Raw genomic sequence first — 24,658 nt, forward strand, 5'->3', positions numbered from 1 at the left:
CGGAGATTGGCTGGGCGATTTTGGAATCGCGGGTCGAATGTCGGAGATTCGGTGGGTGGATTTTGAATCCAGGGGACGAATGTCGGAGATTCGGTGGGTGGATTTTGAATCCAGGCGACGAATCTCGGAGATTGGCTGGGCGATTCTGGAATCGTGGGTCGAATCTCGGAGATTCGGTGGGTGGATTTTGAATCCAGGGGACGAATCTCGGAGATTCGCCGGACGATCCTGAAGTCGGGGGTCGAATCTGGGAGATTCGCCGGGCGGGCCGGGTCTGCCCGTTCACCGACGCGACGTGGGCGCACGTCGAGCTGCGGGCGAGGGAGCCGTTCGTCCTCTCGCCAGCTCCTCCTGCTCTCCGCAGCGGGAATCGCTCACTTCAAGAGCGGCGCGAGCCACTTGCCGGTCACGCTCGCCTTGTTCTTCGCGATCTGTTCCGGCGTGCCCGTCGCGATCACGCGGCCTCCCGCATCGCCGCCCTCCGGGCCGAGATCGATCACCCAGTCGGCGCACTTGATCACGTCGAGGTGGTGCTCGATCACGACCACCGTGTTGCCGGCTTCGACGAGCTTCGCGAGCACCTCGAGGAGGTGGCGCACGTCCTCGAAGTGCAGGCCCGTCGTGGGCTCGTCGAGCAGGTACAGCGTGCGGCCCGTCTGGGTGCGCGCGAGCTCCTTCGCGAGCTTCACGCGCTGCGCTTCGCCGCCGCTCAGCGTCGGCGCGGGCTGGCCGATCTTCGCGTAGCCGAGACCGACCTCGGTCAGCGTGCGCAGGACGCGCGCGAGGCTCGGGTACGGTGAGAACAGCTCGAGGCACTCCGCGATGCTCGTGTCGAGCACGTCCGCGATGCTCTTGCCCTTGTACTTCACGCTCAGCGTCTCGCTGTCGTAACGACGCCCGCCGCACACCTCGCACGGGACGTACACGTCGCTGAGGAAGTGCATCTCGACGCGCACCACGCCGTCGCCCTGGCACGACTCGCAGCGGCCGCCCTTCACGTTGAACGAGTAGCGCGCCGCCTCCCAGCCGCGCGCGCGCGAGTCCGGCTGCTGCGCGAAGATGTTGCGGATCTCGTCGAACGCCTTGGTGTACGTGCCGGGGTTGCTCCGCGGAGTTCGACCGATCGGGCGCTGATCGATCGCGATCACCTTGTCGACGTGCTGCAGGCCCTCGATGCGATCGTGCACGCCGACCGGCTCGGTCGCGTTGTGCAGCGCGCGCGCGAGCGCCGGGAGCAGGATGCCGTCGACCAGCGAGCTCTTGCCCGCGCCGCTCGGTCCCGTGACCGCGACGAGGCAGCCGAGCGGGAAGCTCACGTCGACGTTCTTCAGGTTGTGCTCGCGCGCGCCGCGCACCGTGATCGCGTGCTCGTGCTTGCGGCGCTTGGCGGGCACCTCGATCTTCTTGCGGCCGGTGATGTAGTCCGCGGTGATGCTGCCCTTCGCCGTCGCGAGCTCGCTCGGCGCGCCCTCGAACACCACGCGACCGCCGAGGTGGCCGGCGCCGGGACCGAAGTCGATCACGTGATCCGCGGTGCGGATCGTGTCCTCGTCGTGCTCGACGACGATCACCGAGTTGCCGAGATCGCGCAGGTGACGGAGCGTCGCGATCAGGCGCTCGTTGTCGCGCGGGTGCAGGCCGATCGAGGGCTCGTCGAGCACGTACATCACGCCCGAGAGCTCGCTGCCGAGCTGCGACGCGAGGCGGATGCGCTGCGCCTCGCCGCCCGAGAGCGACGGGCCCGCGCGATCGAGCGTGAGGTACTCGAGGCCCACGTCGAGGAGGAACCCGAGGCGCGATCGGATCTCGCGCAGCACGCCCTCGGCGATGCGCGCGTCGTGGCTCGAGAGCGTGATCCCCTCCTCGAACCAACGAGCGCAGTCGCGCACCGTGCTGTTCGTGATCTCCGCGAGGCCACGGCCGCCGACCTTCACCGAGAGCGACTCGGGGCGCAGGCGCTTTCCGTCGCACGCGTCGCACGCGACGTCGCGCATGTACTGGCGGTAGTGCTCGCGCATGCGCTCGCTCGTCGTGTCGCGATAGCGGCGCATCAGCGTGGGGATCACGCCGTGGAACTTGATGCCCCACGAGCCGTGGGACTCGCTGCCCTCCTGGCCCCAGGTGACGCGGATCTTCTTGCCCTCGATGCCGTAGAGGACGGTCTCCTGCAGCTTCTTCGGGAGCTTGCCGAAGGGCACGTCGAGGTCGACGCCGGTCGCCTCGCTCATCGCCTCGATGATGCGGAACGTCCAGCCCTCGCCGCGCTCCACCGACGTCGCCCAGGGCGCGATCGCGCCCTCGCGGATCGACTTGGTGCGATCGGGCACGACGAGGTCCGCATCGATCTCGGTGCGCGTGCCGAGCCCGTTGCACGCGCTGCAGAAGCCGAGCGGCGAGTTGAACGAGAACGATTGCGGGCTGAGCTCGGGATAGGTGCGACCGCAGCACGAGCGCGACGCGCTGAACGTGAGCTTGTCCGAGCCCTCCGGCTCGATGGTCAGCTCTCCTTGACCTTCTTTGAGACCCAGCTCGACCGCCTCCGCGATGCGCGAGCGCGACGCTGCGTCGGCGACGAGTCGATCGACCACGAGCTCGATGTCGTGCTTCCGCTTCTTGTCGAGCGTGGGCGGCGCATCGAGGCGGTGGATCTCGCCGTTCACCCGGACGCGCGCGAAGCCGCGCGACGCGAGGCCCTCGAAGAGATCGCGGAACTCGCCCTTGCGATGGGTGACGAGCGGCGCGAGCACGAGGAACTTCGCGCCCTCGCGCATGCCGAGGACGTCGCGGACGATCTCGTCGGTGCTGCGGCCGCGCACTTCCTTGCCGCACTCGACGCAGTGCTGTCGCCCTGCGCGCGCCCAGAGCACGCGCAGGTAGTCCTGGATCTCGGTGATCGTGCCGACCGTCGAGCGCGGGTTGTTCGTCGCGCTCTTCTGCTCGATCGCGATCGTCGGCGAGAGGCCCTTGAGGCGCTCGACCGCGGGTCGCTCGAGGCGGCCGAGGAACTGGCGCGCGTACGCGGAGAGCGACTCGACGTAGCGGCGCTGGCCCTCGGCGTAGAGCGTGTCGAACGCGAGCGAGCTCTTGCCGGAGCCGCTCGGCCCCGTGAACACGACGAGCGCGTTCTTCGGGATCGAGAGGTGATCGACCTGGAGGTTGTGCTCGCGCGCGCCGGTGATCTCGATCGTGTCGGGCTCGCGCGCGGCGGCGGAGCGCTTCGAGTGGTTGGGCGTGGAGGTCGAAGGGCGGGAAGCGCGGCGGGGCGGCATGGGCGCGCCCGATCTAGCACGGGTGATCGGCTGCTGAACGCATGTTCTCTGACAGTGTGCTGTCAGGATTGCCGCGGCTGGTGGGAGCACGTGTGGAGCCCATCTACATCGTCATGCTGAAGGAGCTCCGCGACTTCCTGCTCCGCGGGAACGTGCTCGACCTCGCGGTCGCGTTCGTCATGGGCGCGGCGTTCACCCGCGTGGTGACCGCGTTCACCGAGGGCATCCTCATGGCGCTGGTCGCCGCGGCGGTGGGCGAGCCGAGCTTCGACGACCTCGCGGTCGAGCTGAACGGCACGCCGATCCGCTACGGCGTGTTCCTCACCGCGCTCGTGAGCCTGCTGCTCGTCGGCACCGCGCTCTTCCTCGTGGTGAAGGGCGTGAACGCGCTGCGCCGGCCGACACCTGCTGCACGGGTCGAGACCGACCACGACGTGCTCGTGCAGATCCGTGACGCGCTGCGCACGCCGACGACCACGGCGTGATCGAGCTCGGAGCGACGCTCACCGCGCGTTCCACACGGTGAGCGCCGCGCGTGATCACTTCGTGCCGAACAGACGATCGCCCGCGTCGCCGAGGCCCGGGACGATGTAGCCCTTCTCGTTGAGCTTCTCGTCGACCGCGCAGGTCCACACCGGCACGTCGGGGTGCGTCTCGTGCAGCGTCTTGATGCCCTCGGGCGCCGCGAGCAGGCACATCAGCTTGATCGACTTCGGGCCGCGGCTCTTGATGCGATCCACCGCGGCGACCGCCGAGTTGCCGGTCGCGAGCATCGGGTCGACGACGATGACGTCGCGGTCCGCGAGGTCGCCCGGCACCTTGAAGTAGTACTCGACGGCCATGAGCGTCTTCGGGTCGCGATAGAGCCCGATGTGACCGACGCGCGCCGACGGGATGACGCGGAGCATGCCCGTGAGGAAGCCGTCACCGGCGCGCAGGATCGAGATGATCACGAGCTTCTTGCCCTCGATCACCGGCGCGTCCATCTCGGCGATCGGCGTCTTGATGCGCTCGGTCGACAGCGGGAAGTCGCGCGTCAGCTCGTACGCGAGGAGCATGCTGATCTCCTCGAGCAGCTGGCGGAACTGGCTGACGCTCGTGGTCTCGCGGCGCATCAGCGAGAGCTTGTGCTGCACGAGCGGGTGGGAGACGACGTGGACCTCGGGGGACATGGAGCCTCGCGACAGTTGTTGAACGACTGTTTCAGAACTCGGAGCTGCTCGGGAGACGGTGCGGTTCAGAACACGGTGCCGTCGGACACGACCTGGATCGGCGGGCCGCCGCCTTCGCGCTTCTCGCGCGCGATCTCGCGGCCCGCGGCCCAGGTGCCGCCCTCGAGCACGTTGCACAGCGGGAGCTCGGCGGCGCTCTTGCCGATCGCCGCGCGCACGCGCGTCGCGGTCTCGTCGAGCAGCGCGACCGTGAGCGCGCGCCACTCGACGATCACCTCGTCGCCGGGCGCGTGCGGGCTCGTGAGGATCTCGGCGCGACGCGGCGCGAGCACGCCCTCGTCGACGAAGAGACCACCGTTGCGGTACTCGGCGAGGCCGGTGAGCTCGTCGAGCGACGTGACGCGGATGCCCGCGTGCTCGAGCGGCTCGACGAGCGAGTACGCGAGCCACTGCGAGAGCTTGTGGAAGGGCACGAGGCCCTTCGTGAGCCCCTCGCCGCCCGCGTGCGGGTGACGCCAGACGTCGCCGAGGTTCACGCCGCCGAGCTCGATGCGCCCCGGCCAGATCGGCGCGAGACCCTCGAGCAGCGCGGCGAGGACGAGGCGCGCGGGGAGCTCGCCGTTCGCATCGACCTGCGCGCGGAGGTGATCGTAGAGACCGCCGAGGCGCGGATGATCGGCACCGAACAGACGAGGTGCAGCGCGCATCGCGGCGCCGAGACGCGCGAGGAGCGAGGCGCGCCCGTCGAGGCCGACCATCGGGTTCGCGTCGCTCACGTGGAAGCCGCGCGCGAGCGTCGCTGCGTCCACGCGATCGAGCCCTTCCGCGTCGGCGCGCATCGAGCGGCGATCGCCGCTGAAGAGCCCGTCGCGGAACATGTGGAAGCTCGCGACGGCGAGGCCCTCGCTGCGATCGTAGTCGCGCGCGCTGGACGCTTCGTGGTAGCGCCACTTCGTGCCTGCGCCGGCGTCGAGCAGCACGCTCGTGATCGCGAGCTCGAAGCGCACGCGCGCTTGCTCGTCGCGATCGAGCGCCGCGATCTCGCGATCGAACGACGCGACGCGATCGACCTTGCCCGCGCGGAAGTGCCCCCAGCGGCTGTGATAGGGGATGCGCAGATCCGGGTACGCGGCGCGCGTGACGCGCACCACGCGCGCCACGACCGCGTCCATGCGATCGAGGCGCACGTCGAGCTGCGCGAGCTCGCCGCGCACACCGGCGTCGAGGATCGCGCGGCAGCGTGCGCGGATGGTCGACGGCGAGCGCAGGAGCGCGATGTCGCTCTCGCTCACAGCGCGCGTCCCTTCGTCTCGCGCAGGCGCTCGTCGGTGACGACCTCGCCCGCCGAGTAGTAGCCCGCGGCCATCTTCGCCTCCATCTCGACGCGCGCGTCGGCGGGGATGAGCTCGTCGGGGATCTTCACGCGCTCGCCGATCTCGATGCCGCTCCGCGTGAGCGCGTCGTGCTTCATGTTCGACATCGACACGAAGCGATCGATCTTCGTGATGCCGAGCCAGTGCAGCGCGTCGGGCATGAGCTCCTGGAAGCGCATGTCCTGCACGCCCGCGACGCACTCGGTGCGCGCGAAGTACTGCGCGGCGCTGTCGCCGCCCTCCTGGCGCTTGCGCGCGTTGTAGACGAGGAACTTCGTGACCTCGCCGAGCGCGCGGCCTTCCTTGCGGTTGTAGACGACGAGGCCCACGCCGCCTTCCTGCGCGCTCTTCACGCACTCCTCGATGCCGTGCGTGAGGTACGGGCGGCACGTGCAGATGTCGGAGCCGAACACGTCGGAGCCGTTGCACTCGTCGTGCACGCGGCAGGTCAGCGAGTGCTCTCGACTGCCGAGCTTGCTCGGGTCGCCGAACACGTAGACCGTGTGCCCGCCGATCGGAGGCAGGAACACGTCGAGGTCGGGGCGCGTGACGAGCTCGGGGAACATGCCGCCGGTCTGCTCGAAGAGCGTGCGCCGCAGCGTGTGCTCGTCACAGCCGAAGCGCTTCGCGATGCCGGGGAGCCACCACACCGGCTCGATCGCGGCCTTGGTCACGACGACGTCGCCGCTCGCCTTGAGCACGGTGCCGTCGGCGTGGAGGCGGCCCTTGTCCATCGCGTCCCGCAGCTCGTGCATCTGCAGGTGCGCCTTCGTGACCGCGATCGTCGGGCGGATGTCGAAGCCCTGCGCGATCTGCTCCGCGAAGACCTCCTGCACGACCGCGCCGAACGGATCGATCGACACGATGCGCTCGGGATCGCCCCACTGCGCGTGCGGTCCGAAGCGATCGGTGGGCGCGGTGTTGGTGAGGTCGGATCGATGATCCGCCTGCAGCGATCCCGCGGCGACCGCGAGCGCGCGATAGACGGCGTACGCGCCCGAGTGCGTGCCGATCGCGTTGCGGTGCTCGGGCTTCGAGAGCGTCGCGATCACCGGGCCGCGCTGGCGCGGCTCGGGGTTGCCCCAGCGGATCGGCATCGCGACCTCGCCGGTCGGATGCGACGTCAGCTGGATGTGCTTGCGCGACTTCGGCTTGTTCTCGGTGGTCATTCGTCGCTCCCCCTCACGACATCCACGTGGCGTCTCCCTGCATCTGCCACTTCGTGGTGATCTTCTTGAGCCAGCTCCAGTGCTCGACGCCCTGGCGGCCGGTGACGTCGCCCGCGCCGTAACGCGAGGTCTTCGTGCCTCCGAACGAGAACGGCTCGCGCGGCACCGGCACGCCGACGTTCACGCCGATCATCCCGCTCGTCGCGCGATCCGCGACGTGTCGCGCGACCGCGCCCGACGACGTGAACACGCTGCATGCGTTGCCGTAGGTGCCGCTCGCCTCGATCGCGAGCGCTTCCTCGAGGTTCTTCACGCGCACGATCGTGATGACCGGCCCGAAGAGCTCCTTCGTCGCGCACTCCATGTCGGCGCGCGCGTGATCGAGGATCGTGGGGCCGAGCCACGCGCCCTGCGCGTAGCCCTCGGGCGCCTCGGGGGCGCGTCCGTCGAGGCGCAGCTTCGCGCCCTCGGCGACGGCGCGATCGATGTCGTGCACGATGCGCTCGCGCGCGCCGTGATCGATGATCGCGCCCATGTCGCGGCCGAGACGGACCTGCGACGCGCGCTCGACGATGCCGTCGATCAGGTGATCGACGTCGCCGACCGCGACGAGCAGCGACGCCGCCATGCAGCGCTGTCCCGCGCAGCCGGTGAACGACGCGACGACGCCCGGGATCGTCACGTCGGGATCGGCGTCGGGCGTGATCATCAGGACGTTCTTCGCGCCGCCGAGGCAGAGCGCGCGAGCGCCGCGGTTCGACGCGCGGGTGTAGACGGCGCGCGCGGCGCCGCTCGATCCCACGAAGCCGACGCCCGCGACGAGCGGATGATCGACGAGCGCCTCGACGGTCTCGCGCCCGCCGTGCACGAGCGAGAACACGCCCTTCGGGAAGCCCGCCTCGAGCATCCGTTCGGCCTGCAGGACCGCGGTGAGCGGGACCTTCTCGCTCGGCTTGAGGATGAACGCGTTCCCGAGCGTGACGGCGATCGGGTAGAGCCACATGGGCACCATCGCCGGGAAGTTGAACGGCGTGATCCCGACGCAGACGCCGAGCGGCTCGCGACGCACCTCGCACGTGACGCCGCGGCTGACCTCGAGCGCGCCGCCGTCGTCGAGGTTCTGGAGCGAGAGCGCGAACTCCGCGACCTCGATGCCCTTCATGATCCCGGCGCGCGCTTCCTCGACGGTCTTGCCCGCTTCGAGCGCGGCGCGGTGCGAGAGCAGATCGAGGTCGCGGAGCAGGATCTCGCGATATCGGAAGAGCAGCTGCGTGCGCTCCTTGAGCGGCGTGCGGCGCCACGACTGCCACGCGTGGTGCGCGGACTCGACGGCCGCTGCGACGTCGCTCGCGCTCGACATCGGCACGGTGCCGACGACGGAGCCCGTGTACGGGCTCACGACGTCGCGCGTCTCGCCGCTCGATGCGTCGCGCCACTCACCCGCGATCAGGTTTCGGCAACGGATGGTCGCCGCCGGTACGTCCACCAGCTTCATTCGTTCGGTCCCCTCGCTCCCCGTGCGATTGGCCCGCTCCGCCGAGTACGAAACGGAGCGGAAACGAGCACTCTCGCACGGGTCGAGGGCCGAGGTCCACGACGCGCTGCGTCGTCAGGCGCCCTTGGGAAACGCGGTGGTAGCCTGCGCGCGTGCCGAGAGACGCTCGACCCGACTGGCTGGTGTACCGACACCGCACGAGCTCGCAGCGACGGTGGGGGATCCGCTCGGACCCACCATTCGTCGACGAATGGTTGCAGGACGACGGCGCTGCACCGATCGTCCGCTCGCGTCGTGTGCCCTCCGCGGACGAGCGCGAGTGGCGCATCGAGGATCGGACGAGCGTACGTGAGGAGGCGGGCTTCGTGTCCGACGGCGAGGTCGCGTCGGAGGACGACGGCGCGCCCGCGGAGACGGCCGTCGACGACGCGCGCGCATCGATCCGCGTCGGCTCTCTCTCGCAGCGCGACGAGGAGCGCTTCGTTCTCGCGCTCGCTGCCGGCGACCGCGCGACCCTCGACGAGCTCCTCGCGACGGCGATCGATCCCGACGTCGAGTACCCGCCGCACGGTCCCGCGCTCCACACGATCCTGACGCTCTACGCCGGCGCGGACGTCGTCGACGTCGTGCGCTCGTTGCTCGACCGCGGCGCCGATCCGCGCGTGCTCGACGAGCGAGATCAGTCGCCGCTCCACGCCGTGGTCGCGCGCAGCGTGGACGTGCGTACGCGGGGTCCGAGCAACGCCGAGCTCGTGCGTGTGCTCGTCTCGCGTGGCGCCGACGTCGATGCGCGCGACGACGAGGGCGCGACGCCGCTGCTCGCGCAGCTCCATGCGGGCGGCGGGACCGACGTCGTGAGGGCGCTCCTGGACGCCGGGGCGCGCGTGGACGTGCGCGATCACGCGGGCGCGGCGCCGCTGCACGCGGCGATCGCGTCGGGGGCAGGGAGCCTCGAGCGTGTGCAGCTCCTCGTCGGAGGCGGCGCCGATCCGCGGGCCGAGGTCGACGGCACCAGCGCGCTCGAGCTCGCGCGCGCGATGCGACCCCGCGACGCGGAGCTCGCTTCCATCGAGCGATGGCTCTCGGCGCACCTCGGCGCACGCTCCGAGCGCCCAGCGGATGCGATCGCGTTGCTCGCGCAGCTGGCGCGCGAGCGGCCTTTCGCGGAGCCGCCCCGCGTCGGTCGTGCGACTGCCGTTGGGGCGTACGACGCCAGCATCGCGCGGTTGCTCGGAGCTGCGGCCGGCGATGTCGTGCCCCTCTCCGGCGAGAGTCGGTCGCGAGCGTCGCGGGCCCCGTACCCTCGCGAGCGAATCGCGGGCGTCGACGTGCAGGTCGCCGCGCTCGTGCGTCGCGGCGAGCTCGGAGCGCGCGCCGAGTCCCTCCGGGTCGAGGACGCTTCGCTCGCCGAGCTCTCGCTCGAGCTCGGCATGGTCGAGACCCTGCGCGCTCTCGCGACGTCGCCCGGTCGTGCGAAGAAGCACCTCGAGCGATGGCTCGAGCACGCAGTGTCGAACTTCCTGGGTGCGGAGCGCGAGGATCTCGTGCGCGTGTTGCTCGACGCGGGTGCCGACCCCGCGGCGATCGTGAGCCGAGGGCGCGGAGCGTACGCCGCTCCGATGTTGCAGTCGGCGGCGGGGCTCGATCGCCACGCGACCGCGAGGTTGCTCGTCGAGCGCTTCACCGATGCGCGCAAGCTCGTCGACCACGTCGAGCAGGCGCTGCCCGCAGCGTGCGCCGAGCTCGGAGCGCTGCTGCGAGGCGCCCACCGGCTCGCTGGCGGCGCTCCGCGCGGGTGTTCGCTCGAGGTGAAGCATCGCAGTCGCAACGTCGATCCCGAGCGCGCTCGGGGGGTGGCAGCGACCCGCGAGCACGGCGCGCAGCGCGTCCTCTACTTCGTCGACGCTCCGGTCGCGGCGGTCGCGGAGGCGCGCGCGGGGCGGGCGATTCGGTCGTTCGTGGACATGCCCGACGCGACGGTGCCGTGGGCCGCGCGATGGGACGCGATCGTCGGCTGGCGCGGGAATCCGTGGACCGTCGTGGTCCCTCACCCCGTGCCGCGTGCGTGCGAGGCGGGATCGATCGCACGGGCGCTCGGCGCGCGGGTGCTCGCGGTCGGGCCCGCGGCCGCGATCGAGCACGCCTCCGACGGGAGCGTCGCGGCCGAGCGCGACGGCGACGTCGACGCCTGGTGCGCCGAGCGCGGCGCCTTCATGTGCGCGTACGAGACGCTCCGGGACGGCCTACGGATCGGGCTCGTGCTGCGCGGGGTGTGGCCCGAGGCCGTCGAGCGCTTCGCCGTCGTCGTGCACGACGACGGCGATGGCACGCTCGATGCGCGCGATCGCGAGGTTCTCGTGGCGCTCGCGTCGCGCCTCGGGCGGTCGTCGAAGCGCCGGCGCTCGTGAGCACCAGGCGTCGTCGGTCACGCGAGTGAGGCCCTCGCCCGAGCCATCCGGCCGCTCGGGCGAGGGCACCGATCAGGCGCGACGGATCGAGATGCCGCCGTCGACGAGCATCGCGGTGCCGGTCTGGAACGACGACGCGTCCGATGCGAGCCAGAGCGCCGCGCGCGCGATCTCGTCGGGGGTCGCGACGCGACCGAGCGCGTGCAGCCCGCTCACGAATCGATGCGCGTCCTCGCTCGCGTTCATCGCGCGGTACGCGGGCGTGTCGGTGCCGCCGGGGAGCAGCGCGTTGACGCGCACGCCCTGCGCGCCGAGCTCGACCGCGAGAGTCTGCACGAGGCCGATCAGGCCCGCCTTGCTCGCGGCGTACGCGGCCATGCCGGGCATCCCGACGGTGTGACCGACGAACGTCGACGTGAAGATCAGCGAGCCTCCGCCGCGCGCGACCAATGCAGGCGCCTGGTGCTTCGCGAGGAGGAACGCGCTGGTCAGGTTCGTGTCGATCGTGCGCTTCCATCCGTCGAGCGAGATCTCGCTCGTGGGCCCGAGCGCGCCGCTCGCGCCGGCGTTGTCGAACGCGACGTCGAGCCCGCCGAAGCGATCGACCGCGAGCTCGACGAGGGCGCGGGCGTGGCGCTCGTCGGTGACGTCTCCGGGCAACGCGATCGCCTCGCCGCCCGCGTCGCGGATCTCGGCGACGAGCGTCTCGAGCTCGTGCGCGCGCCGCGCGGTGACGACGAGCTTCGCGCCTTCGCGCGCGAAGAGCTTCGCGGCTGCGCGGCCGATGCCGGAGCTCGCGCCGGTGACGATGGCGACCTTCTGGAACAGTGCGGACATGACGACTCCTGGTGCGCGCGAGGGATCGATTCGCCTCGTCGCGTGGGAGCCAATCTGGAGAGGCGCTTCGTGGGGCGCGCTCCGGATGTTGCCGAGCAATTTTCGAGGAGAGCAGGAGGAGAAGGCAGACCACGGTGCCGTGCCCGCTTGCGACTCGACGTTGCGAGCCGCGCGGGAATAGGAACTCCTGGTCGAGGCGCTTCGTCGCGCGGTGGGTCGACGGGAAGACGCTTCGACGTGGTGTTCCTTCTCCTCCTGCTCTCCTCAGCGGTCCGGAAATTCTCGAGCAAGATCCGGAGTGCCGTTCGACGCGGGCGAGCCGCAGAGTCACGTCATGGATGCTGTCGTGATGGGCACCGAGGACGATGCGCGCTGGGCTGCGGTGGTCGCGCGAGATCGCGCGGCCGACGGAACGTTCGTCTACGCGGTGCGCACGACCGGCGTGTACTGCCGCCCTTCGTGCGCGTCGCGGCTCGCGCGGCGCGAGAACGTCGAGTTCCATCGCGGCGCGTCGGAGGCAGAGCGCGCGGGGTTCCGCGCGTGCCGGCGATGTCGTCCTGGCGAGGCTTCGCCCGCGGAACGCCAGGCCGCGCGCATCGCGGAGATCTGTCGCGTGCTCGACGACGCGGATCGCGAGCACGACCTCGATGCGCTCGCGGCCTCCGCCGGGATGAGCCGCTTCCACTTCCAGCGCGTGTTCAAGTCGATCACCGGAGTGACGCCCAAGGCGTACGCGCGCGCACGTCGCGCCGAGCGCGTGCGCAGCGAGCTCGCGCGCGGCGCGTCGGTGACGAGCGCGATGTACGCCGCGGGGTTCCGCTCGAGCGGGCGCTTCTACGAGCACAGCGACGCGATGCTCGGGATGGTGCCGAGCGCGTTCCGCGAGGGCGCGCGCTCGCTGACGATCCGCTTCGCGATCGGCGCGTGCTCGCTCGGCGCGATCCTCGTCGCGGCGACCGACGTCGGCGTGTGCAGCATCCTGCTCGGCGACGATCCCGACGCGCTCGCGGCGGAGCTGCAGGAGCGCTTCCCGCACGCGACGTTCGAGGCCGGTGAGCGCGAGTTCGACGCGTGGGTCGCGCGCGTGGTCGGCCTCGTCGAGGCGCCGCGCGTCGGGCTCGATCTGCCGCTCGACGTACGCGGCACCGCGTTCCAGCAGCGCGTGTGGGCCGCGCTGCGCGCGATCCCGGTGGGCACGACCGCGAGCTACGCCGACGTCGCGCGTGCGATCGGGATGCCCGACGCCGCGCGTGCCGTCGCGGGCGCGTGCGCCGCGAACCCGCTCGCGGTCGCGATCCCGTGTCATCGCGTGGTGCGCCGCGACGGTGAGCTCTCGGGCTACCGCTGGGGCGTCGAGCGCAAGCGCGAGCTGCTACGACGCGAGTCGTGATACCAACGATCGGCATGAGAGCACTCGCCGCTGCGCTCGTGGTCGTGACGTTCGTGCTCGTTCCCGCGCTGGCGCTCGCGAAGGGACCGACGCTGCCGCCGAACGAGTCGGTCTGGCAAGGTCGCTACGTCTGCGCGCAGGGCGTCACCGGGCTCACGCTCACGGTGCGGCCGGTCGGCGCCGATCGGGTGTCCGCGACGTTCTCGTTCTACGCGGTGCCCGAGAACCCCGACGTGCCGAGCGGCAGCTACACGATGACGGGCCTGCTCTCGGCGACCTCGGAGGTCGTCCAGCTCGTGCCCGAGCGCTGGGTGCAGCAGCCGCGCGGCTACGTGATGGTCGCGATGAGCGGGACGTTCGACGTCGCGCAGGGCGTGATGCGCGGCCGCGTCGACGGCCCGGGCTGCACCGAGTTCCAGCTGCGCCGAATGCGCTGAGATCGTGGACTGAGCGCGTCTGCTGCGACTTTGGATCGAGCATCTTCGATGCTCGAACGTCGTAGCCGTCGCGCTCAGGCCACGATCTCAGCTCCTTCTCTCGTTCGAGCATCTTCGATGCTCGATGATCGGAGCCGCTCGAGCGCAGCTCCGCGTCACTCGAGGCCGAGCTCCGCGAGCTTGTTGTAGAGGGTGCGCCGGCTGATCCCGAGGAGGCGCGCGGCCTGGGTCCGATTGCCCTGCGCGCGCGCCAGCGCGTCGCGGATCGCGCCCTTCTCGGCCTCGACGCGGTGCGCGTCGAGCGTGCCCGCGTCGATCGGGGCCGGGCTGCCCGAGGGACGCCCGTTGCGCGCGCTGCGCGCGCCGAGCTCGCGCTCGACGTCGCTCGCGCGGATCGCGTCGCCCTCGGCGAACACCACGAGACGCTCGACGAGGTTCTGCAGCTCGCGCACGTTGCCCGGCCAGTCGTGCGCGCGCAGCGCCGCGATCCCGTCCGCCGCGAAGCGAAGACCGGCGCGCCCGTTCTGATCCGCGAGCTCCGCGCAGAAGCGATTCGCGAGCAGCGCGACGTCGTCACCGCGCTCGCGCAGCGGCGGCATCCACACCGGCACCACGTTCAGTCGATAGAAGAGGTCCTCGCGGAACGTGCCGTCCTCGACCATCGCCTCGAGGTCGCGATGCGTCGCCGCGACGAAGCGCACGTCGACCTTCTCGGCGCTCGTGCCGCCGAGCCGCTGGAACTCCTTCTCCTGCAGGAGGCGCAGCAGCTTCACCTGCACCGCGGGGCTGATGTCGCCGATCTCGTCGAGGAAGAGCGTGCCGCCCTGCGCGAGCTCGACGCGCCCCGGCTTGCGCTGCGTCGCGCCGGTGAACGCGCCCTTCTCGTACCCGAAGAGCTCGCTCTCGAGCAGGTTGTCGGGCAGCGCCGCGCAGTGCACCGCGACGAAGGGGCCCGCGTGGCGCGGCGACCAGCCGTGCAGTGTGCGCGCCGCGACCTCCTTGCCGGTGCCGCTCTCGCCGCGCAGCAGCACGGTCGCGACGGTCGGCGCGGCCTTCTTGAGGCGCGCGATCGTCTCGCGCATCGCGTCGGAGTCGCCGAGCACCTGGCCCTCGCCGCGCACCGGGGCATCGGGCGGACGCGCGGCGACGCGCGCGTTCGTCGCGAGCGCCTTCTCGACCGTGAAGAGCACCTCGTCGCGATCGAAGGGCTTGAGCAGGAACTCGGCCGCGCCCGCCTTCATCGCCTCCACCGCGAGCGGCACCGATCCGTGCGCGGTGAGCAGCAGCACCGGCACGTCGGGCGTGCGCTGCTTCACCTCGCCGAGCAGCTCCATCCCGTCCATCCCCGGCATGCGCACGTCGGAGATCACGACGTCGATCGCGCGCGAGGCGAGCGCCGCGAGCGCGTCCTCGCCGCTCGCGACGTGGTGCGACTCGTAGCCTGCTTGCTTGAGCAACGAGGCGAGGACCAGACCGACGGCGCGATCGTCGTCGACCACCAGGACGCGTGCTTTGCTCACGGTCGCGCATCGTCCGCCGCGCGCGACGTCGCTGCAAGGCGTGCCGCGGAGGACCCGAAGGATCTTTCAGGTCTCGTCGTCGGGGTCGCCCTTCTTCCGCAGCCCCGCTGCCTCGAGGTAGCGATGCACCTGACGGCGTGACCGGCCGAGCGCGCGGGCGATGCGCGAGATGTTGCCCTCGTGCTCGCGATAGAGCGCCGAGACGACCTCCGGCGAGGGCGCGTCGCGCGGCTCGGGCTCGGGCTCGCGCGGCGGCGGGCGCGTGTCGGCCTTCGCCGTGACCTGCGTGGGCTCGTCGATCGCGCTCGGCGCGAGCAGCGGCCCGGTGTCGACGCGGCGCCCGAGGCGCGACGCGATCATCGAGAGGTCGAGCGTCGCGCTCCCCGCGCCGAGCACGCGCAGCTCGGTCGCGATCTTGATCAGCTCGCGCACGTTGTACGGCCAGCCGTGGAGGAGGAGTGCCTCGACGAGATCGGGATCGAGCGGCGGCGCGTGCGGACCGAGCGTGCGCGCGAGCAGCGGGAGCACGTCCTCGCGTCGCTCGCGCAGCGCCGGCGTGCGCAGCAGCACGTCGGACAGGCGCGCGAAGAGATCGCCGCGGAACGTGCCGCGCTCGACCGCGCTTTCGAGCGAGCGGTGCGTCGCAGCGACGATGCGCACGTCGACCGCGCGCGGCTGGGTCGCCCCGACCGGCACCACCGCGCGCTCCTCGATGACGCGCAGCAGCTTCGCCTGGAGCGGCAGCGGCATCTCGCCGATCTCGTCGAGGAACAACGTGCCGCCCGCGGCCTGCTCGAAGTAGCCGGGGTGCGACGTCTTCGCGCCGGTGAACGCGCCCGCCGCGTGGCCGAACAGGTGGCTCTCCGCGAGCGACTCGGGGATCGCGCTCGTGTTCACCGCGACGAAGCGCCCGCGCCGCGCGCTCATCTCGTGGATCGCCTGCGCGACGAGCTCCTTGCCCGTGCCGCTCTCGCCGATGACCAGCACGTTGACGTCGGTCGGCGCGACCAGCGCGATCTTCGAGCGCAGCTGCGCGATCGCGGGCGCGCTCCCGGAGAGCCCCGCGATCGGCGCGTCGGGCGCGTCGAGCGGGCGCACGCGGAAGAGCAGGAACGAGTCGCCGGTGCGGATCACGTCGCCGTCGGCGAGCACGCGCGGCGTCTCGATCCGCGCGCTGCCCACGAACGTCCCGTGCGAGCTCGCCATGTCGCGCAGCACCGCGCCGCGCGGCGAGACCTCGACGAGCGCGTGCCGCCGCGAGACGCGCGCGTCCTCGAGCTGGATCGTGCGCGGCGCCGCCGCGCGTCCGATCGTCGTCTCGCCCGGCGACAGCACGACCGTTCGGGGCTCGGCGACGCCGCGAGGGCCGTGCAGCACGACCAGCGTGGCCACGAGAGGACGCGCCGCGGGCGCGCGTCGACTGCTCTGATCGGTGCGGTCCTCGTCCCAGCCCATCGGTTCCGAACGAGGAGTGTGCGTCATTCGAGCCAGAAAGGGTCACGGGCGCGACGCCCAGTGGGCCGCCCACGTGCGTCGCGCGCGTCGTGCGCCCCCGGCGCGAGGCACGCGCGTTGCTGCCGGCATCGCGACGGAGGTGAGCGACGCATGGCGCATCGTGGTGGCAGCGCGCGGGGCCGGCGCGTGATCGCGCTGCGACCGTGCGCTCCGCGTTGTAGGCTGGCTCCGTGCTCCAGCCGGGGGATCGGGTCGCGCACTACGAGATCGTCACGCACCTGCGCTCGGGCGGGATGGCGGCGCTCTACCTCGCGCGTCGCGTCGGTCCGGCGGGCTTCGCGCGCGACGTCGCGATCAAGCTCGTGCACCCGCACCTCGCGGAGGACGAGTCGTTCCGCCGGATGTTCGTCGACGAGGCGCGCCTCTCCGCGCGCATCGTCCACCCCAACGTGGTGCACGTGGAGGAGCTCGGCGAAGAGCGCGGCCGCTACTTCCTCGTGATGGAGTACGTGCACGGCGCGTCGCTCTCGCAGATCCTCGATCGACTGCGACGCGCCGGGCGCTGGATCGAGCCCGACGTCGCGGTGCGCATCGCGATCGCGGTCGCGGAGGGTCTGCACGCGGCGCACGAGACGCGCGGCGACGACGGCGAGCCGCTCGATCTCGTGCATCGCGACGTGAGCCCGTCGAACGTGCTCGTGACCGAGCAGGGCCACGTGAAGCTGATCGACTTCGGCATCGCGAAGGCACGCGGGCGCGCGCAGGAGACGGAGAGCGGCGTCCTCAAGGGCAAGACGCGCTACATGTCGCCCGAGCAGGCGCGCGGAGAGCGCGTCGATCGCCGCACCGACGTGTTCGCGCTCGGCATCGTGCTCTGGGAGATGCTCGCGGCGCGTCGCTTCTTCGGCGAGCGCGGCGACGTCGACGTCCTGCGCGAGCTGATCCGCGGGCCCGAGACGCCGCGGCTCGGCGAGCTCGCGCCGGGGATCGATCCCGCGCTCGAGCGCGTGGTGGCGAAGGCGCTCGCGAACGACGCGCGCGAGCGGTACGCGAGCGCGCTCGAGCTGAGGCAGGCGCTCGTCGAGGCCGCGCCGCGCGCCGCGCTGGTCGACGCGAGCGGTCTCGCGGAGACGGTGCGCGTCGCCTACGACGGGCCGATCCCGCGGCCGATCGCGCCGGCGGGCGTGGTCCCCGCGATCCAGGTGACGTTCGCCGAGGCGCCCACCGCGTCGTCCGCGAAGCGGCGCGCCGATGCCGTGGACGCGGCATCGACGCCGGCGCGCGTCGCGGCGCCCCGCAGCGCGATGCGCTGGGTCGCGACCGGCGCGGTGGTGGTGATCGCGGCGGCGATCGCGGCCGCGCTCGGGATGACGTCCGCGGAGCCCGAGGGCGTCGCGTCGCCTGCGCCGATGGTCCCGGTGCCTGCGGCCGCTGCGCCGCCGCCGGCGGCCGAGGTCGCGCCAGCGCCGGCGATCGAGGTCGTGCCTCCGCCGGTCGAGGTGCGCGCCGCGTCGACGCTCGAAGTCGTCCCCGCGACGGCAGCGCCGGCTCGCGAGGTACGGTCCGCACCGTCGTCCACGCCTCGCGCGCGAGCGCGCGCCGCGCCGCGCGCTCGCCACGAGCTGATCGACGGCGTGCCGATCGCCGACGACGGCGCGTTCTGATCTCCTCCTCGTCGCCGCCCGCGCATCGCGCGATGATGCGCGCGATGGGGCTCGAGCAATGGGTCAGCAGCGCGGCGGGCGCGCTCTTCCTCGCGCTGGGCGTGCTGTGCCTCGTGCGCGGCGCGCGCAGCCCGCTCGCGCCGCCGCTCGCGTTCCTGTGCATCACGCTCTTCGTCTACGACGTCCTCGAGGTCGCGCGGAACTTCACCGACGATCCCGTCTGGGACTTCCTCGACGCCGGCGCGGCCGCGCTGGTCGCGCCTCCGACGCTCTATCTCGTCGCGGCGTTCGTCGGGAAGCGGCGCGCCCTCCGCGTCCCGCTCGTCGTCGCGACCACGTACTTCGTCGGCCTCGCGCTCGTCTGCGTCTCCGCCATCGTCGTGCCCTCGCTCGCGTGGTTCGCAGGGAGCGACGCGTGGGCGCTCGCGATGCTCGGCGGGATGCTGCCGACCTTCGGCGTGGTGCCGTTCCTGCTCGCGCAGCACGCGCGGCGCGCCGGCCCCGAGGAGCGCGCGCGCACCCAGCTCTTCGCGGTCGCGTTCGTGCTCGGCGTCGGCGGCGTCACCTCGGACCTCGCGGCGATCGCGGGCGCCGTCGCGCCGCGCGTCGCCGCCGTCGGGCTCCTGATCGGCGTGCTCCTGCTCGGCGCGCTCGCGCTGCGCGCGCGCGTCATCGAGCGCATCACGGGCCTCGCGATCGTCAACGCGATCGCGCTCGCGGGCCTGGCGATCCTCGGGCACCTCATCGTGCTCGAGTGGCTCGGCGATCAGACGACGCTGATGGTGCTCGGCGCCGTCGCGGTCACGCTCGCGCTGCTCGCCGCGCTGCGCCCGCTGGTCTCCACGCTGACCGAGGAGCGCGAGCGGACGCGTCACCTCGCGACGATGGGCCGCCTCTCCGCCCAGATGGCGCACGACCTCAAGAACCCGCTCGCCGCGATCAAGGGCGCCGCGCAGTTCCTCGCGGAAGAGCGGCGGCAGGGCCGCTCGATCGACGAGCAGGACGCGTTCGTCTCGCTGATCCTCGAGCAGGCCGAGCGCCTCGGGCGCGTGGTCGACGAGTACCAGCGGCTCGGGCGCGTCGAGGCGGTGCTCGCGCCGGTCGCGCTCGAGCGTCTCGCGCAGGAGATCGCGACCGCGCAGCGCGCCGCCGCGCGCGGGGAGGGCATCGAGGTCGCGTGCGACGTGCGCGGCGAGGTCGGCGTGACCCAGGCCGATCAGGACCTCCTGCGCGCCGCGCTCGAGAACCTCGTGCGCAACGCGCGCGAGGCGCTGGTCGCCGCAGGACGAGAGCGCGGGCGCGTGACGATCGTCGTCGAGGGCGGCGAGCGCGAGATCGTGCTGCGCGTCGAGGACGACGGACCGGGCATGGACGCGCGCACCCGCGAGCGCGCGTTCGACGACTTCTACACGACCAAGGCGACCGGCTCGGGGCTCGGTCTCGCGTACGTCGCGCGCGTGGCCCAGGCGCACGGCGGTCGCGCGCGCATCGAGAGCGAGGAAGGCATCGGCACGAGCGTCGAGCTCGCGCTGCCGCGCGTCGTCACGGCTCCACGCTGAACACGACGCCGCGCTCTTCGCGCGCGGCGTCTTTCCAGAGCTCCAGCATCTTCGAGAAGTACGCCCACACGTACTCGAGATCTTCTTCGTCGAGATCGCCGTAGTCCTGCTTCGGGATCCGGTAGTACGCGGCGCGCAGCTTCGCGCGATCCCAGCCCCCGAGCGCCCGCGCGATGCGCTGCACCTGATCGGGCGCCTTCACCGTCACGATGAGCTCGTCGCCGTCGTGCAGGCGGCGGCCTCCGAGGATCGTCCACGAGAGCGGCGGCGCGCCGTTGCCGAACGAGAGACGACCGTCGGTGAGCGCGCGGTGGATTGCGTCCCACGCCTTGTCGAGCTCGCACGTCGTCGCTGGATCCCAGCGCTCCTCGAGCTCGCTCACGATGGCGCGCACCTCGGCGTCCGAGCTCGCGTCGCCCAGGCGCGCGAGGGTGTCGTCGTCGACCGCGAAGAGCACGCCGCGTCCGCTCATGGGCGCGCATCCTACTCGATCGCGATCACGACGCTGCTCGCTCGCGATAGGCTGCGCTCGGAATGGCTGGTGAGTCCTCCCTCCGCCGCGAGATCGGCACGCTCGCCGCGGCCGCGATCGTGATCAACGCCACGATCGGCACCGGCATCTTCAGGAAGCCCGCGGAGGTCGTGCAGCAGGCGGGCTCGATCGAGGCCGCGCTGCTCGTGTGGGCGCTCGGCGCGGCGGTCGCGCTCGCGGGCGCGCTCTGCTTCGCCGAGCTCTCGGCGTCGATGCCGCGCACCGGCGGCATCTACGAGTACCTGCGGCGCGCGTGGGGCCCGCGCCTCGCGTTCCTCTACGGCTGGGCGAAGATGACGCTGCTCCTGCCGAGCGCGGTCGGCAGCTTCGCGCTCCTCGCGGCGGAGTCGATCGCCGCGCTCGCAGGGTGGGAGCAGGACCGTGCGCGCGACGCGGTCGTCGCGATGATCGTCATCGCCGCGTGCGCGGCCGGCCGCGAACGTGCTCGGCGTGCGCGCGTCCGCGGTGCAGCAGGCGCTGATCACGACCGTGAAGTACGCGGGCGTGCTGCTGCTGGCGGTGCTCGGTCTGCTCGCGCCGCTGGTCGCGGGCGCCGAGGTGCCGGTGCCCGCCGACCCGCCCGCGTTCGCGTCCGCGCCGACCGCCGCGGGCGTGTTCGCCGCGCTCGTCGCCGCGATGTGGGCCTACGACGGGTGGGCCGATCTCTCGAGCCTCGCCGGCGAGACCCGCGACCCGTCGCGCACGCTCCCGCGGGCGCTCGTCCTCGGGACGCTCGCGGTGGGCGTCGCGTACCTGCTCGCGAACCTCGGCTATGCGCGCGTGCTCGGCGTCGAAGGTCTGCGACGGTCGACCGACGGCAGCGGCATGGCCGCGGCGCACCTCGCGACGCTCACGCTGGGCGCCGCCGGGCGCGCGCTGCTCGCGTCGCTCGTGCTCGTCTCGTGCGTCGGCGGGTGCATGGCGTCGCTGCTCACCAACTCGCGCACCTTCGTCCCGATGGCGACCGACGGCGTGTTCGTCGAGTGGCTCGGTCGCGTGTGGGCGCGCACCGGCGTCCCCGCGAACGCGATCGTGGTCGGCGCGATCCTCGGCGCGGCCTACGTGAGCTCGCGCTCGTTCGAGCAGCTGACGAACGCGTTCGTCGTCGGCTACTTCCCGTTCTACGCGCTGGCGGTGCTCGGCCTCTTCCGGATGCGCGCGAAGGAGCCGGACCTGCCGCGCCCGTTCCGCGTCCCGCTCCACCCGCTGCCCGCGATCGTGTTCCTGGTCGGCGCAGCGTGCGTGATGGCCGGCGCCGCGACGGGGCTCGACGGCTCGAGCGTCATCGCCGCCGTGGTGATCGCCGCGGGCGTGCCGGTCTCGTTCGTGTGGCTGCGCGCCGGTCGCCCGGCGGGCTGATCGCGGTTCCGCCTCTTCACCGTGCGGCTTCGGTGTGCACGCTCGCGCAAGGGCGCGCTGGCGCGCGCTCGCAGCTGTTTCGGTTGGGTCTCGTCGAGCGGGCCGCTCGCGGTGGGGGCGCGCCGTGGGCGCCGACGCCGCGGAGCGCCACACGAGGCTCGACCGGGGCTCCTCGGACGTGCGCGGAGCGCCACCCGAGGCTCGACCGGCGCTCCCCGGACGTGCGGGGCGCGCCACACGAGGCTCGACCGGGGCTCCCCGGACGTGCGCGGCGCGCCACGCGAGGCTCGACCGGCGCTCCTCGGACGTGCGCGGAGCGCCACCCGAGGGTCGAGCGGCGCTCCTCGCACGTGCGCGGAGCGCTGCACGAGCCTCACGTGGCGCTCCGCGACGGCGCGAGCCGTGCGCGCGACGCGCGAGCCTCACGCCGGCGCGGGCGCCGGATCCTCGTCGGCCCGGCGACGGCGGCGATCCTCGATGCGGAAGAAGCGCGCAGGCCAGTCGCGCGGCAGCCCTCGCTCGGCAGCGCGTGCCACGAGCGCGGCGTGCAGCCCGTCGCGCTCGCGCGTGAGGTCCAGCGCGAGCTCCTCGCGGCCGACCCGCGCCGCGCCGCGGACCTGCGCGCTGGCGGCGGTGCGATCGAGCGCCGCCTGCGCGGCGTCGGACCAGCGCGCGAGCGGCGCGCGATGCGCGTCGAGGAGCGCGTCGCCGGAGATCGTGAGCCACGCCTTCACGCTCGCGACCTGCCGCGAGAGCGCGCGCGCGACCCACGCGCTCGGCGCGGTGTCGAAGAAGCGCGTCCAGCGCGCCGAGGACCGCGGCGCTTCGAGCGCGAGCCGACGGCCGAAGTCGGCGCACGCGTCGTCGAGGCGCCCGTTCGCGACGGCGCGCAGCGCGCTGGCGCTCGCCTCGGCGATGCGCGCCGAGCGATCGCGGGCGCGCGCGGCGTCGACGAGCGAGAGCCAATCGTCGCTCCGTGTGAGCAGATCGGCGGCGTCCTCGTCCGCTTCGAGCGCGGCACGGGTGAAGAGGATCTCGTCCTCGAGCGAGTCGAGCGATTCGTCGGACCCCAGCTTGCGCGGCATGTCGTTGCCCTCCCGCCGCGCAGCGTAGCGCACGGGTCCGGGATGCGGGTCGGGGCCGGCTGCGGGCTCGGGCTCCACGAGACCGGGCGAAGGCGTTGGACTCGCAGCCGTCGGAAGGACGGGCTGCTACGTCTCCACGGATGAGTGAGGACTCGGCTCGGCCCCTGGCCCACGCGGGTCGCGAGGAGCAAGCACGGGAGCTGTTTCCCTATCGTGAGCAGACGCCCGAGGAGTATGCCGCTCGCCATTTCCACGAGTGGATGTGCTTCTCCTTCGACGAGTTCCGCTACTCGGACCCGGAGTTGGACGCCTGGATCGCACGGCTCGGCCAGATCTTCTTCGAGCGCCCGGGAGCGCCGTCGGTCGAAGAGCTCCGCGCGCGGTTCCTGACGCCCGAGGAGATCGAGGCCATTCACGAGCGGGATCAAGAGGAGCTCCGATCAGGAACTCGGGCGTGACGAGCTCGTGCAGGCAGCCGGCCTGCCCGGTCGACGCGAATGCGCAGCAGAGCCCGACACGCGAGCGTCGGGGCCGCGGCGAAGCGCGGACCGGGCGCGAGCCATTCCTCACCCGGTCGATCGAGACGGCAGAACCGCCGTGCCGGGCGGGAGGGGGCGGGTCCGGCGGCCTCGTGCGACGGGGGCCGCCGAGGCCGACCACAGACTGATCGCAGTCGTCGCGACGACGCGCAGAGCGCGTGTCGCGACGCGCCCGCCGCCTCCCAACCACCGAACCACGATCGAACAGCAGCCCGGAGCACCTCGGCCGCCGGACCCGCCCCCTCCCGCCGTCCACCGGAGCCTTCCCGACGAAGATCGCGCCGCGCCGCGCGTCGACTACCCGCTCTGGAAGACCACCCACGCGCGCTCGAAGCGCTGCGCGCGCAGGTCCTCGTCGCGGATCAGCACGTAGAGCGTCCCGAGATCGACCCACGTGAAGCGGTCGTCCTCGGGCTTCAGCTGCCACAGGAGTCGCCAGCTCTGCGCCTCGGACTCGGCGCGCCGGAGATCCGCGCTGCGCCACGTGCGCGGATCGCCGCCCGCGTGCACGCCGCTCGACGCGAGCTCCGCGGTGATGCGCCCGTCGCGCTGAAGCCACTGCGCGTGACCGCCGACCTGCTGGCGCAGCGCCGGGATGCCGCGACCCTGCGCGAGCGAGAAGCGCTCGACGTAGTCGCGGTACGTGCGCTCCGCCGCCTCGCCGGTGATCTCGAGCGACGCGTACGCGCGATCGTCGGGCCACGGCAGCGTGAGCCCTGCGCCTGCGACCAGGGGCTCCTCGTCGAACGGGATCGCGCCCTCGGGCGGCTCGACGTCGACGGCGCGCGCCGGATCGGGCGCGTAGACGAGCGCGAAGCCCGACGCGTGCGCGGGGTCGTAGCCCCAGGGCTGCTCCTCGACGTCGTAGAAGAGCGAGAGCACGCCGTCGGTCGGCAGCGCGACGTCGAGCTCGCGCACCGCCGCGCACTTCTGCGCGGCGTGCTGCAGCTCGCGGAAGTCGAGCTGGCCCACGAAGCTCAGCGGCCCGCGATCCGAGCGCGGCCACGCGACGCCCGGCGGGAGCAGCGGCGCACCGCCGAGCCGGGTGCGTGTGAGCTCGCCGTCCTCGGCGGGGCTCAAGAAGAGGCAGGGGGCGATCGAGGCTTCGATGCGTTCGCGGACCGCTTCGATCTCGGCGGGGAGCTCGAGCCGCATGAGGACGGACAGGATGGTGCGGGCCGGTGCGAAGGCGCAATCGAGATCGAACGCTCGGACCAGCGGGAGTGCTCGGCCGCGGCGCGCCCGCACGGGAGCGTGCGGAGCACGCGGACGGAAGGGCGCGGCGTGGCCGAGCCGATGATCGCCAGGTGGAGTGCTCGGCTGCGGCGCGCCCGCACGGGAGCGTGCGGAGCACGCGGACGGAAGGGCGCGGCGTGGCCGAGCCGATGATCGCCA

At 72.4% G+C, this 24,658-nt stretch carries 19 protein-coding genes and 1 pseudogene; 9 read left to right on the forward strand and 11 right to left on the reverse strand.

Going from position 1 to position 24,658, the window contains the following annotated elements:
- Positions 1 to 374: 374 nt before the first annotated feature.
- Positions 375 to 3,269, reverse strand: a complete 2,895-nt coding sequence (uvrA, locus tag DB32_RS10545) for an excinuclease ABC subunit UvrA (protein ID WP_083457297.1) — start codon at positions 3,267 to 3,269, stop codon at positions 375 to 377.
- An 80-nt stretch (positions 3,270 to 3,349) separates the two neighbouring features.
- On the opposite strand from uvrA, the gene mscL reads away from it, so the two are divergent.
- Positions 3,350 to 3,754: a large conductance mechanosensitive channel protein MscL gene (mscL, locus tag DB32_RS10550; RefSeq protein ID WP_205627042.1), complete on the forward strand. Its 405-nt coding sequence runs from the start codon at positions 3,350 to 3,352 to the stop codon at positions 3,752 to 3,754.
- Positions 3,755 to 3,808: 54 nt separating this feature from the next.
- On the opposite strand, the gene upp is transcribed toward mscL, so the two are convergent.
- From upp to mmsA, 4 genes are all read right to left on the reverse strand, one after another.
- The gene (gene upp, locus DB32_RS10555; protein ID WP_053232297.1) at positions 3,809 to 4,441 is read right to left on the reverse strand and encodes a uracil phosphoribosyltransferase; all 633 of its coding nucleotides are present in this window, start codon (positions 4,439 to 4,441) and stop codon (positions 3,809 to 3,811) included.
- Between the two features lie 65 nt (positions 4,442 to 4,506).
- Positions 4,507 to 5,733, reverse strand: coding sequence for a URC4/urg3 family protein (locus tag DB32_RS10560; RefSeq protein WP_053232298.1), 1,227 nt, complete (start codon positions 5,731 to 5,733; stop codon positions 4,507 to 4,509).
- Entirely contained in the window at positions 5,730 to 6,983 is a 1,254-nt protein-coding gene (locus DB32_RS10565) for a GTP cyclohydrolase II (RefSeq protein WP_053232299.1), read from the reverse strand. The genes DB32_RS10560 and DB32_RS10565 overlap by 4 nt, the downstream gene beginning before the upstream one ends.
- A 13-nt stretch (positions 6,984 to 6,996) precedes the next feature.
- On the reverse strand, positions 6,997 to 8,478 hold the full coding sequence (mmsA, locus tag DB32_RS10570) for a CoA-acylating methylmalonate-semialdehyde dehydrogenase (RefSeq protein ID WP_053232300.1): 1,482 nt from the start codon (positions 8,476 to 8,478) through the stop codon (positions 6,997 to 6,999).
- A 365-nt stretch (positions 8,479 to 8,843) separates the two neighbouring features.
- Between mmsA and DB32_RS10575 the strand changes: the two genes are divergently transcribed.
- Complete coding sequence (locus DB32_RS10575) at positions 8,844 to 10,886, forward strand: ankyrin repeat domain-containing protein (protein ID WP_169791405.1); 2,043 nt, start codon at positions 8,844 to 8,846, stop codon at positions 10,884 to 10,886.
- Between the two features lie 72 nt (positions 10,887 to 10,958).
- Here the strand turns inward: DB32_RS10575 and DB32_RS10580 are convergent, their stop codons facing one another.
- On the reverse strand, positions 10,959 to 11,723 hold the full coding sequence (locus DB32_RS10580) for an SDR family oxidoreductase (protein WP_053232302.1): 765 nt from the start codon (positions 11,721 to 11,723) through the stop codon (positions 10,959 to 10,961).
- A gap of 334 nt (positions 11,724 to 12,057) precedes the next feature.
- On the opposite strand from DB32_RS10580, the gene ada reads away from it, so the two are divergent.
- Together ada and DB32_RS10590 are read left to right on the forward strand one after the other, a co-directional pair.
- A complete protein-coding gene (gene ada / locus DB32_RS10585) occupies positions 12,058 to 13,113 on the forward strand; it encodes a bifunctional DNA-binding transcriptional regulator/O6-methylguanine-DNA methyltransferase Ada (RefSeq protein ID WP_053238760.1) in 1,056 nt (351 codons plus the stop codon).
- A gap of 14 nt (positions 13,114 to 13,127) precedes the next feature.
- Positions 13,128 to 13,550, forward strand: a complete 423-nt coding sequence (locus DB32_RS10590; protein ID WP_157068934.1) for a hypothetical protein — start codon at positions 13,128 to 13,130, stop codon at positions 13,548 to 13,550.
- A 155-nt stretch (positions 13,551 to 13,705) separates the two neighbouring features.
- On the opposite strand, the gene DB32_RS10595 is transcribed toward DB32_RS10590, so the two are convergent.
- Together DB32_RS10595 and DB32_RS10600 are read right to left on the reverse strand one after the other, a co-directional pair.
- Complete coding sequence (locus DB32_RS10595; protein WP_053232303.1) at positions 13,706 to 15,070, reverse strand: sigma-54-dependent transcriptional regulator; 1,365 nt, start codon at positions 15,068 to 15,070, stop codon at positions 13,706 to 13,708.
- A gap of 66 nt (positions 15,071 to 15,136) precedes the next feature.
- Positions 15,137 to 16,525, reverse strand: coding sequence for a sigma 54-interacting transcriptional regulator (locus DB32_RS10600; RefSeq protein ID WP_053232304.1), 1,389 nt, complete (start codon positions 16,523 to 16,525; stop codon positions 15,137 to 15,139).
- 230 nt (positions 16,526 to 16,755) lie between these two features.
- Between DB32_RS10600 and DB32_RS10605 the strand changes: the two genes are divergently transcribed.
- On the forward strand, positions 16,756 to 18,189 hold the full coding sequence (locus DB32_RS10605) for a serine/threonine-protein kinase (protein ID WP_053232305.1): 1,434 nt from the start codon (positions 16,756 to 16,758) through the stop codon (positions 18,187 to 18,189).
- A 44-nt stretch (positions 18,190 to 18,233) separates the two neighbouring features.
- Complete coding sequence (locus DB32_RS10610) at positions 18,234 to 19,748, forward strand: sensor histidine kinase (RefSeq protein ID WP_075097877.1); 1,515 nt, start codon at positions 18,234 to 18,236, stop codon at positions 19,746 to 19,748.
- On the opposite strand, the gene DB32_RS10615 is transcribed toward DB32_RS10610, so the two are convergent.
- Positions 19,732 to 20,220 (reverse strand): YfbM family protein, encoded by a 489-nt coding sequence (locus DB32_RS10615; RefSeq protein WP_053232307.1) that lies wholly within the window; start codon positions 20,218 to 20,220, stop codon positions 19,732 to 19,734. The two genes, DB32_RS10610 and DB32_RS10615, sit on opposite strands and share 17 nt — an antisense overlap.
- Positions 20,221 to 20,282: 62 nt before the next feature.
- Between DB32_RS10615 and DB32_RS50235 the strand changes: the two are divergent.
- Together DB32_RS50235 and DB32_RS10625 are read left to right on the forward strand one after the other, a co-directional pair.
- A pseudogene (locus tag DB32_RS50235) lies at positions 20,283 to 20,651 on the forward strand (amino acid permease); the annotation flags it as partial.
- Between the two features lie 79 nt (positions 20,652 to 20,730).
- Positions 20,731 to 21,639: an APC family permease gene (locus tag DB32_RS10625; RefSeq protein WP_169791406.1), complete on the forward strand. Its 909-nt coding sequence runs from the start codon at positions 20,731 to 20,733 to the stop codon at positions 21,637 to 21,639.
- Between the two features lie 422 nt (positions 21,640 to 22,061).
- Here the strand turns inward: DB32_RS10625 and DB32_RS10630 are convergent, their stop codons facing one another.
- A complete protein-coding gene (locus tag DB32_RS10630) occupies positions 22,062 to 22,724 on the reverse strand; it encodes a hypothetical protein (RefSeq protein WP_157068935.1) in 663 nt (220 codons plus the stop codon).
- A gap of 140 nt (positions 22,725 to 22,864) precedes the next feature.
- Here DB32_RS10630 and DB32_RS10635 point away from each other — a divergent pair, with 140 nt between their 5' ends.
- Entirely contained in the window at positions 22,865 to 23,182 is a 318-nt protein-coding gene (locus DB32_RS10635; RefSeq protein ID WP_053232311.1) for a hypothetical protein, read from the forward strand.
- A gap of 378 nt (positions 23,183 to 23,560) precedes the next feature.
- On the opposite strand, the gene DB32_RS10640 is transcribed toward DB32_RS10635, so the two are convergent.
- Positions 23,561 to 24,418 (reverse strand): YwqG family protein, encoded by an 858-nt coding sequence (locus DB32_RS10640; protein WP_053232312.1) that lies wholly within the window; start codon positions 24,416 to 24,418, stop codon positions 23,561 to 23,563.
- Positions 24,419 to 24,658: the final 240 nt, after the last annotated feature.

This window comes from Sandaracinus amylolyticus (assembly GCF_000737325.1).
Taxonomy (GTDB): Bacteria; Myxococcota_A; Polyangia; order Polyangiales; family Sandaracinaceae; genus Sandaracinus; species Sandaracinus amylolyticus.

Coding starts and splice junctions, on each gene's coding strand:
- DB32_RS10630 (WP_157068935.1), bottom strand. CDS start 22,724: ATGCCGCGCAAGCTGGGGTCCGACGAATCGCTCGACTCGCTCGAGGAC.
- DB32_RS10635 (WP_053232311.1), top strand. CDS start 22,865: ATGAGTGAGGACTCGGCTCGGCCCCTGGCCCACGCGGGTCGCGAGGAG.
- ada (WP_053238760.1), top strand. CDS start 12,058: ATGGATGCTGTCGTGATGGGCACCGAGGACGATGCGCGCTGGGCTGCG.
- mmsA (WP_053232300.1), bottom strand. CDS start 8,478: ATGAAGCTGGTGGACGTACCGGCGGCGACCATCCGTTGCCGAAACCTG.
- DB32_RS10590 (WP_157068934.1), top strand. CDS start 13,128: ATGAGAGCACTCGCCGCTGCGCTCGTGGTCGTGACGTTCGTGCTCGTT.
- upp (WP_053232297.1), bottom strand. CDS start 4,441: ATGTCCCCCGAGGTCCACGTCGTCTCCCACCCGCTCGTGCAGCACAAG.
- DB32_RS10610 (WP_075097877.1), top strand. CDS start 18,234: ATGGGGCTCGAGCAATGGGTCAGCAGCGCGGCGGGCGCGCTCTTCCTC.
- DB32_RS10640 (WP_053232312.1), bottom strand. CDS start 24,418: ATGCGGCTCGAGCTCCCCGCCGAGATCGAAGCGGTCCGCGAACGCATC.
- uvrA (WP_083457297.1), bottom strand. CDS start 3,269: ATGCCGCCCCGCCGCGCTTCCCGCCCTTCGACCTCCACGCCCAACCAC.
- DB32_RS10580 (WP_053232302.1), bottom strand. CDS start 11,723: ATGTCCGCACTGTTCCAGAAGGTCGCCATCGTCACCGGCGCGAGCTCC.
- DB32_RS10615 (WP_053232307.1), bottom strand. CDS start 20,220: ATGAGCGGACGCGGCGTGCTCTTCGCGGTCGACGACGACACCCTCGCG.
- DB32_RS10565 (WP_053232299.1), bottom strand. CDS start 6,983: ATGACCACCGAGAACAAGCCGAAGTCGCGCAAGCACATCCAGCTGACG.
- DB32_RS10600 (WP_053232304.1), bottom strand. CDS start 16,525: ATGGGCTGGGACGAGGACCGCACCGATCAGAGCAGTCGACGCGCGCCC.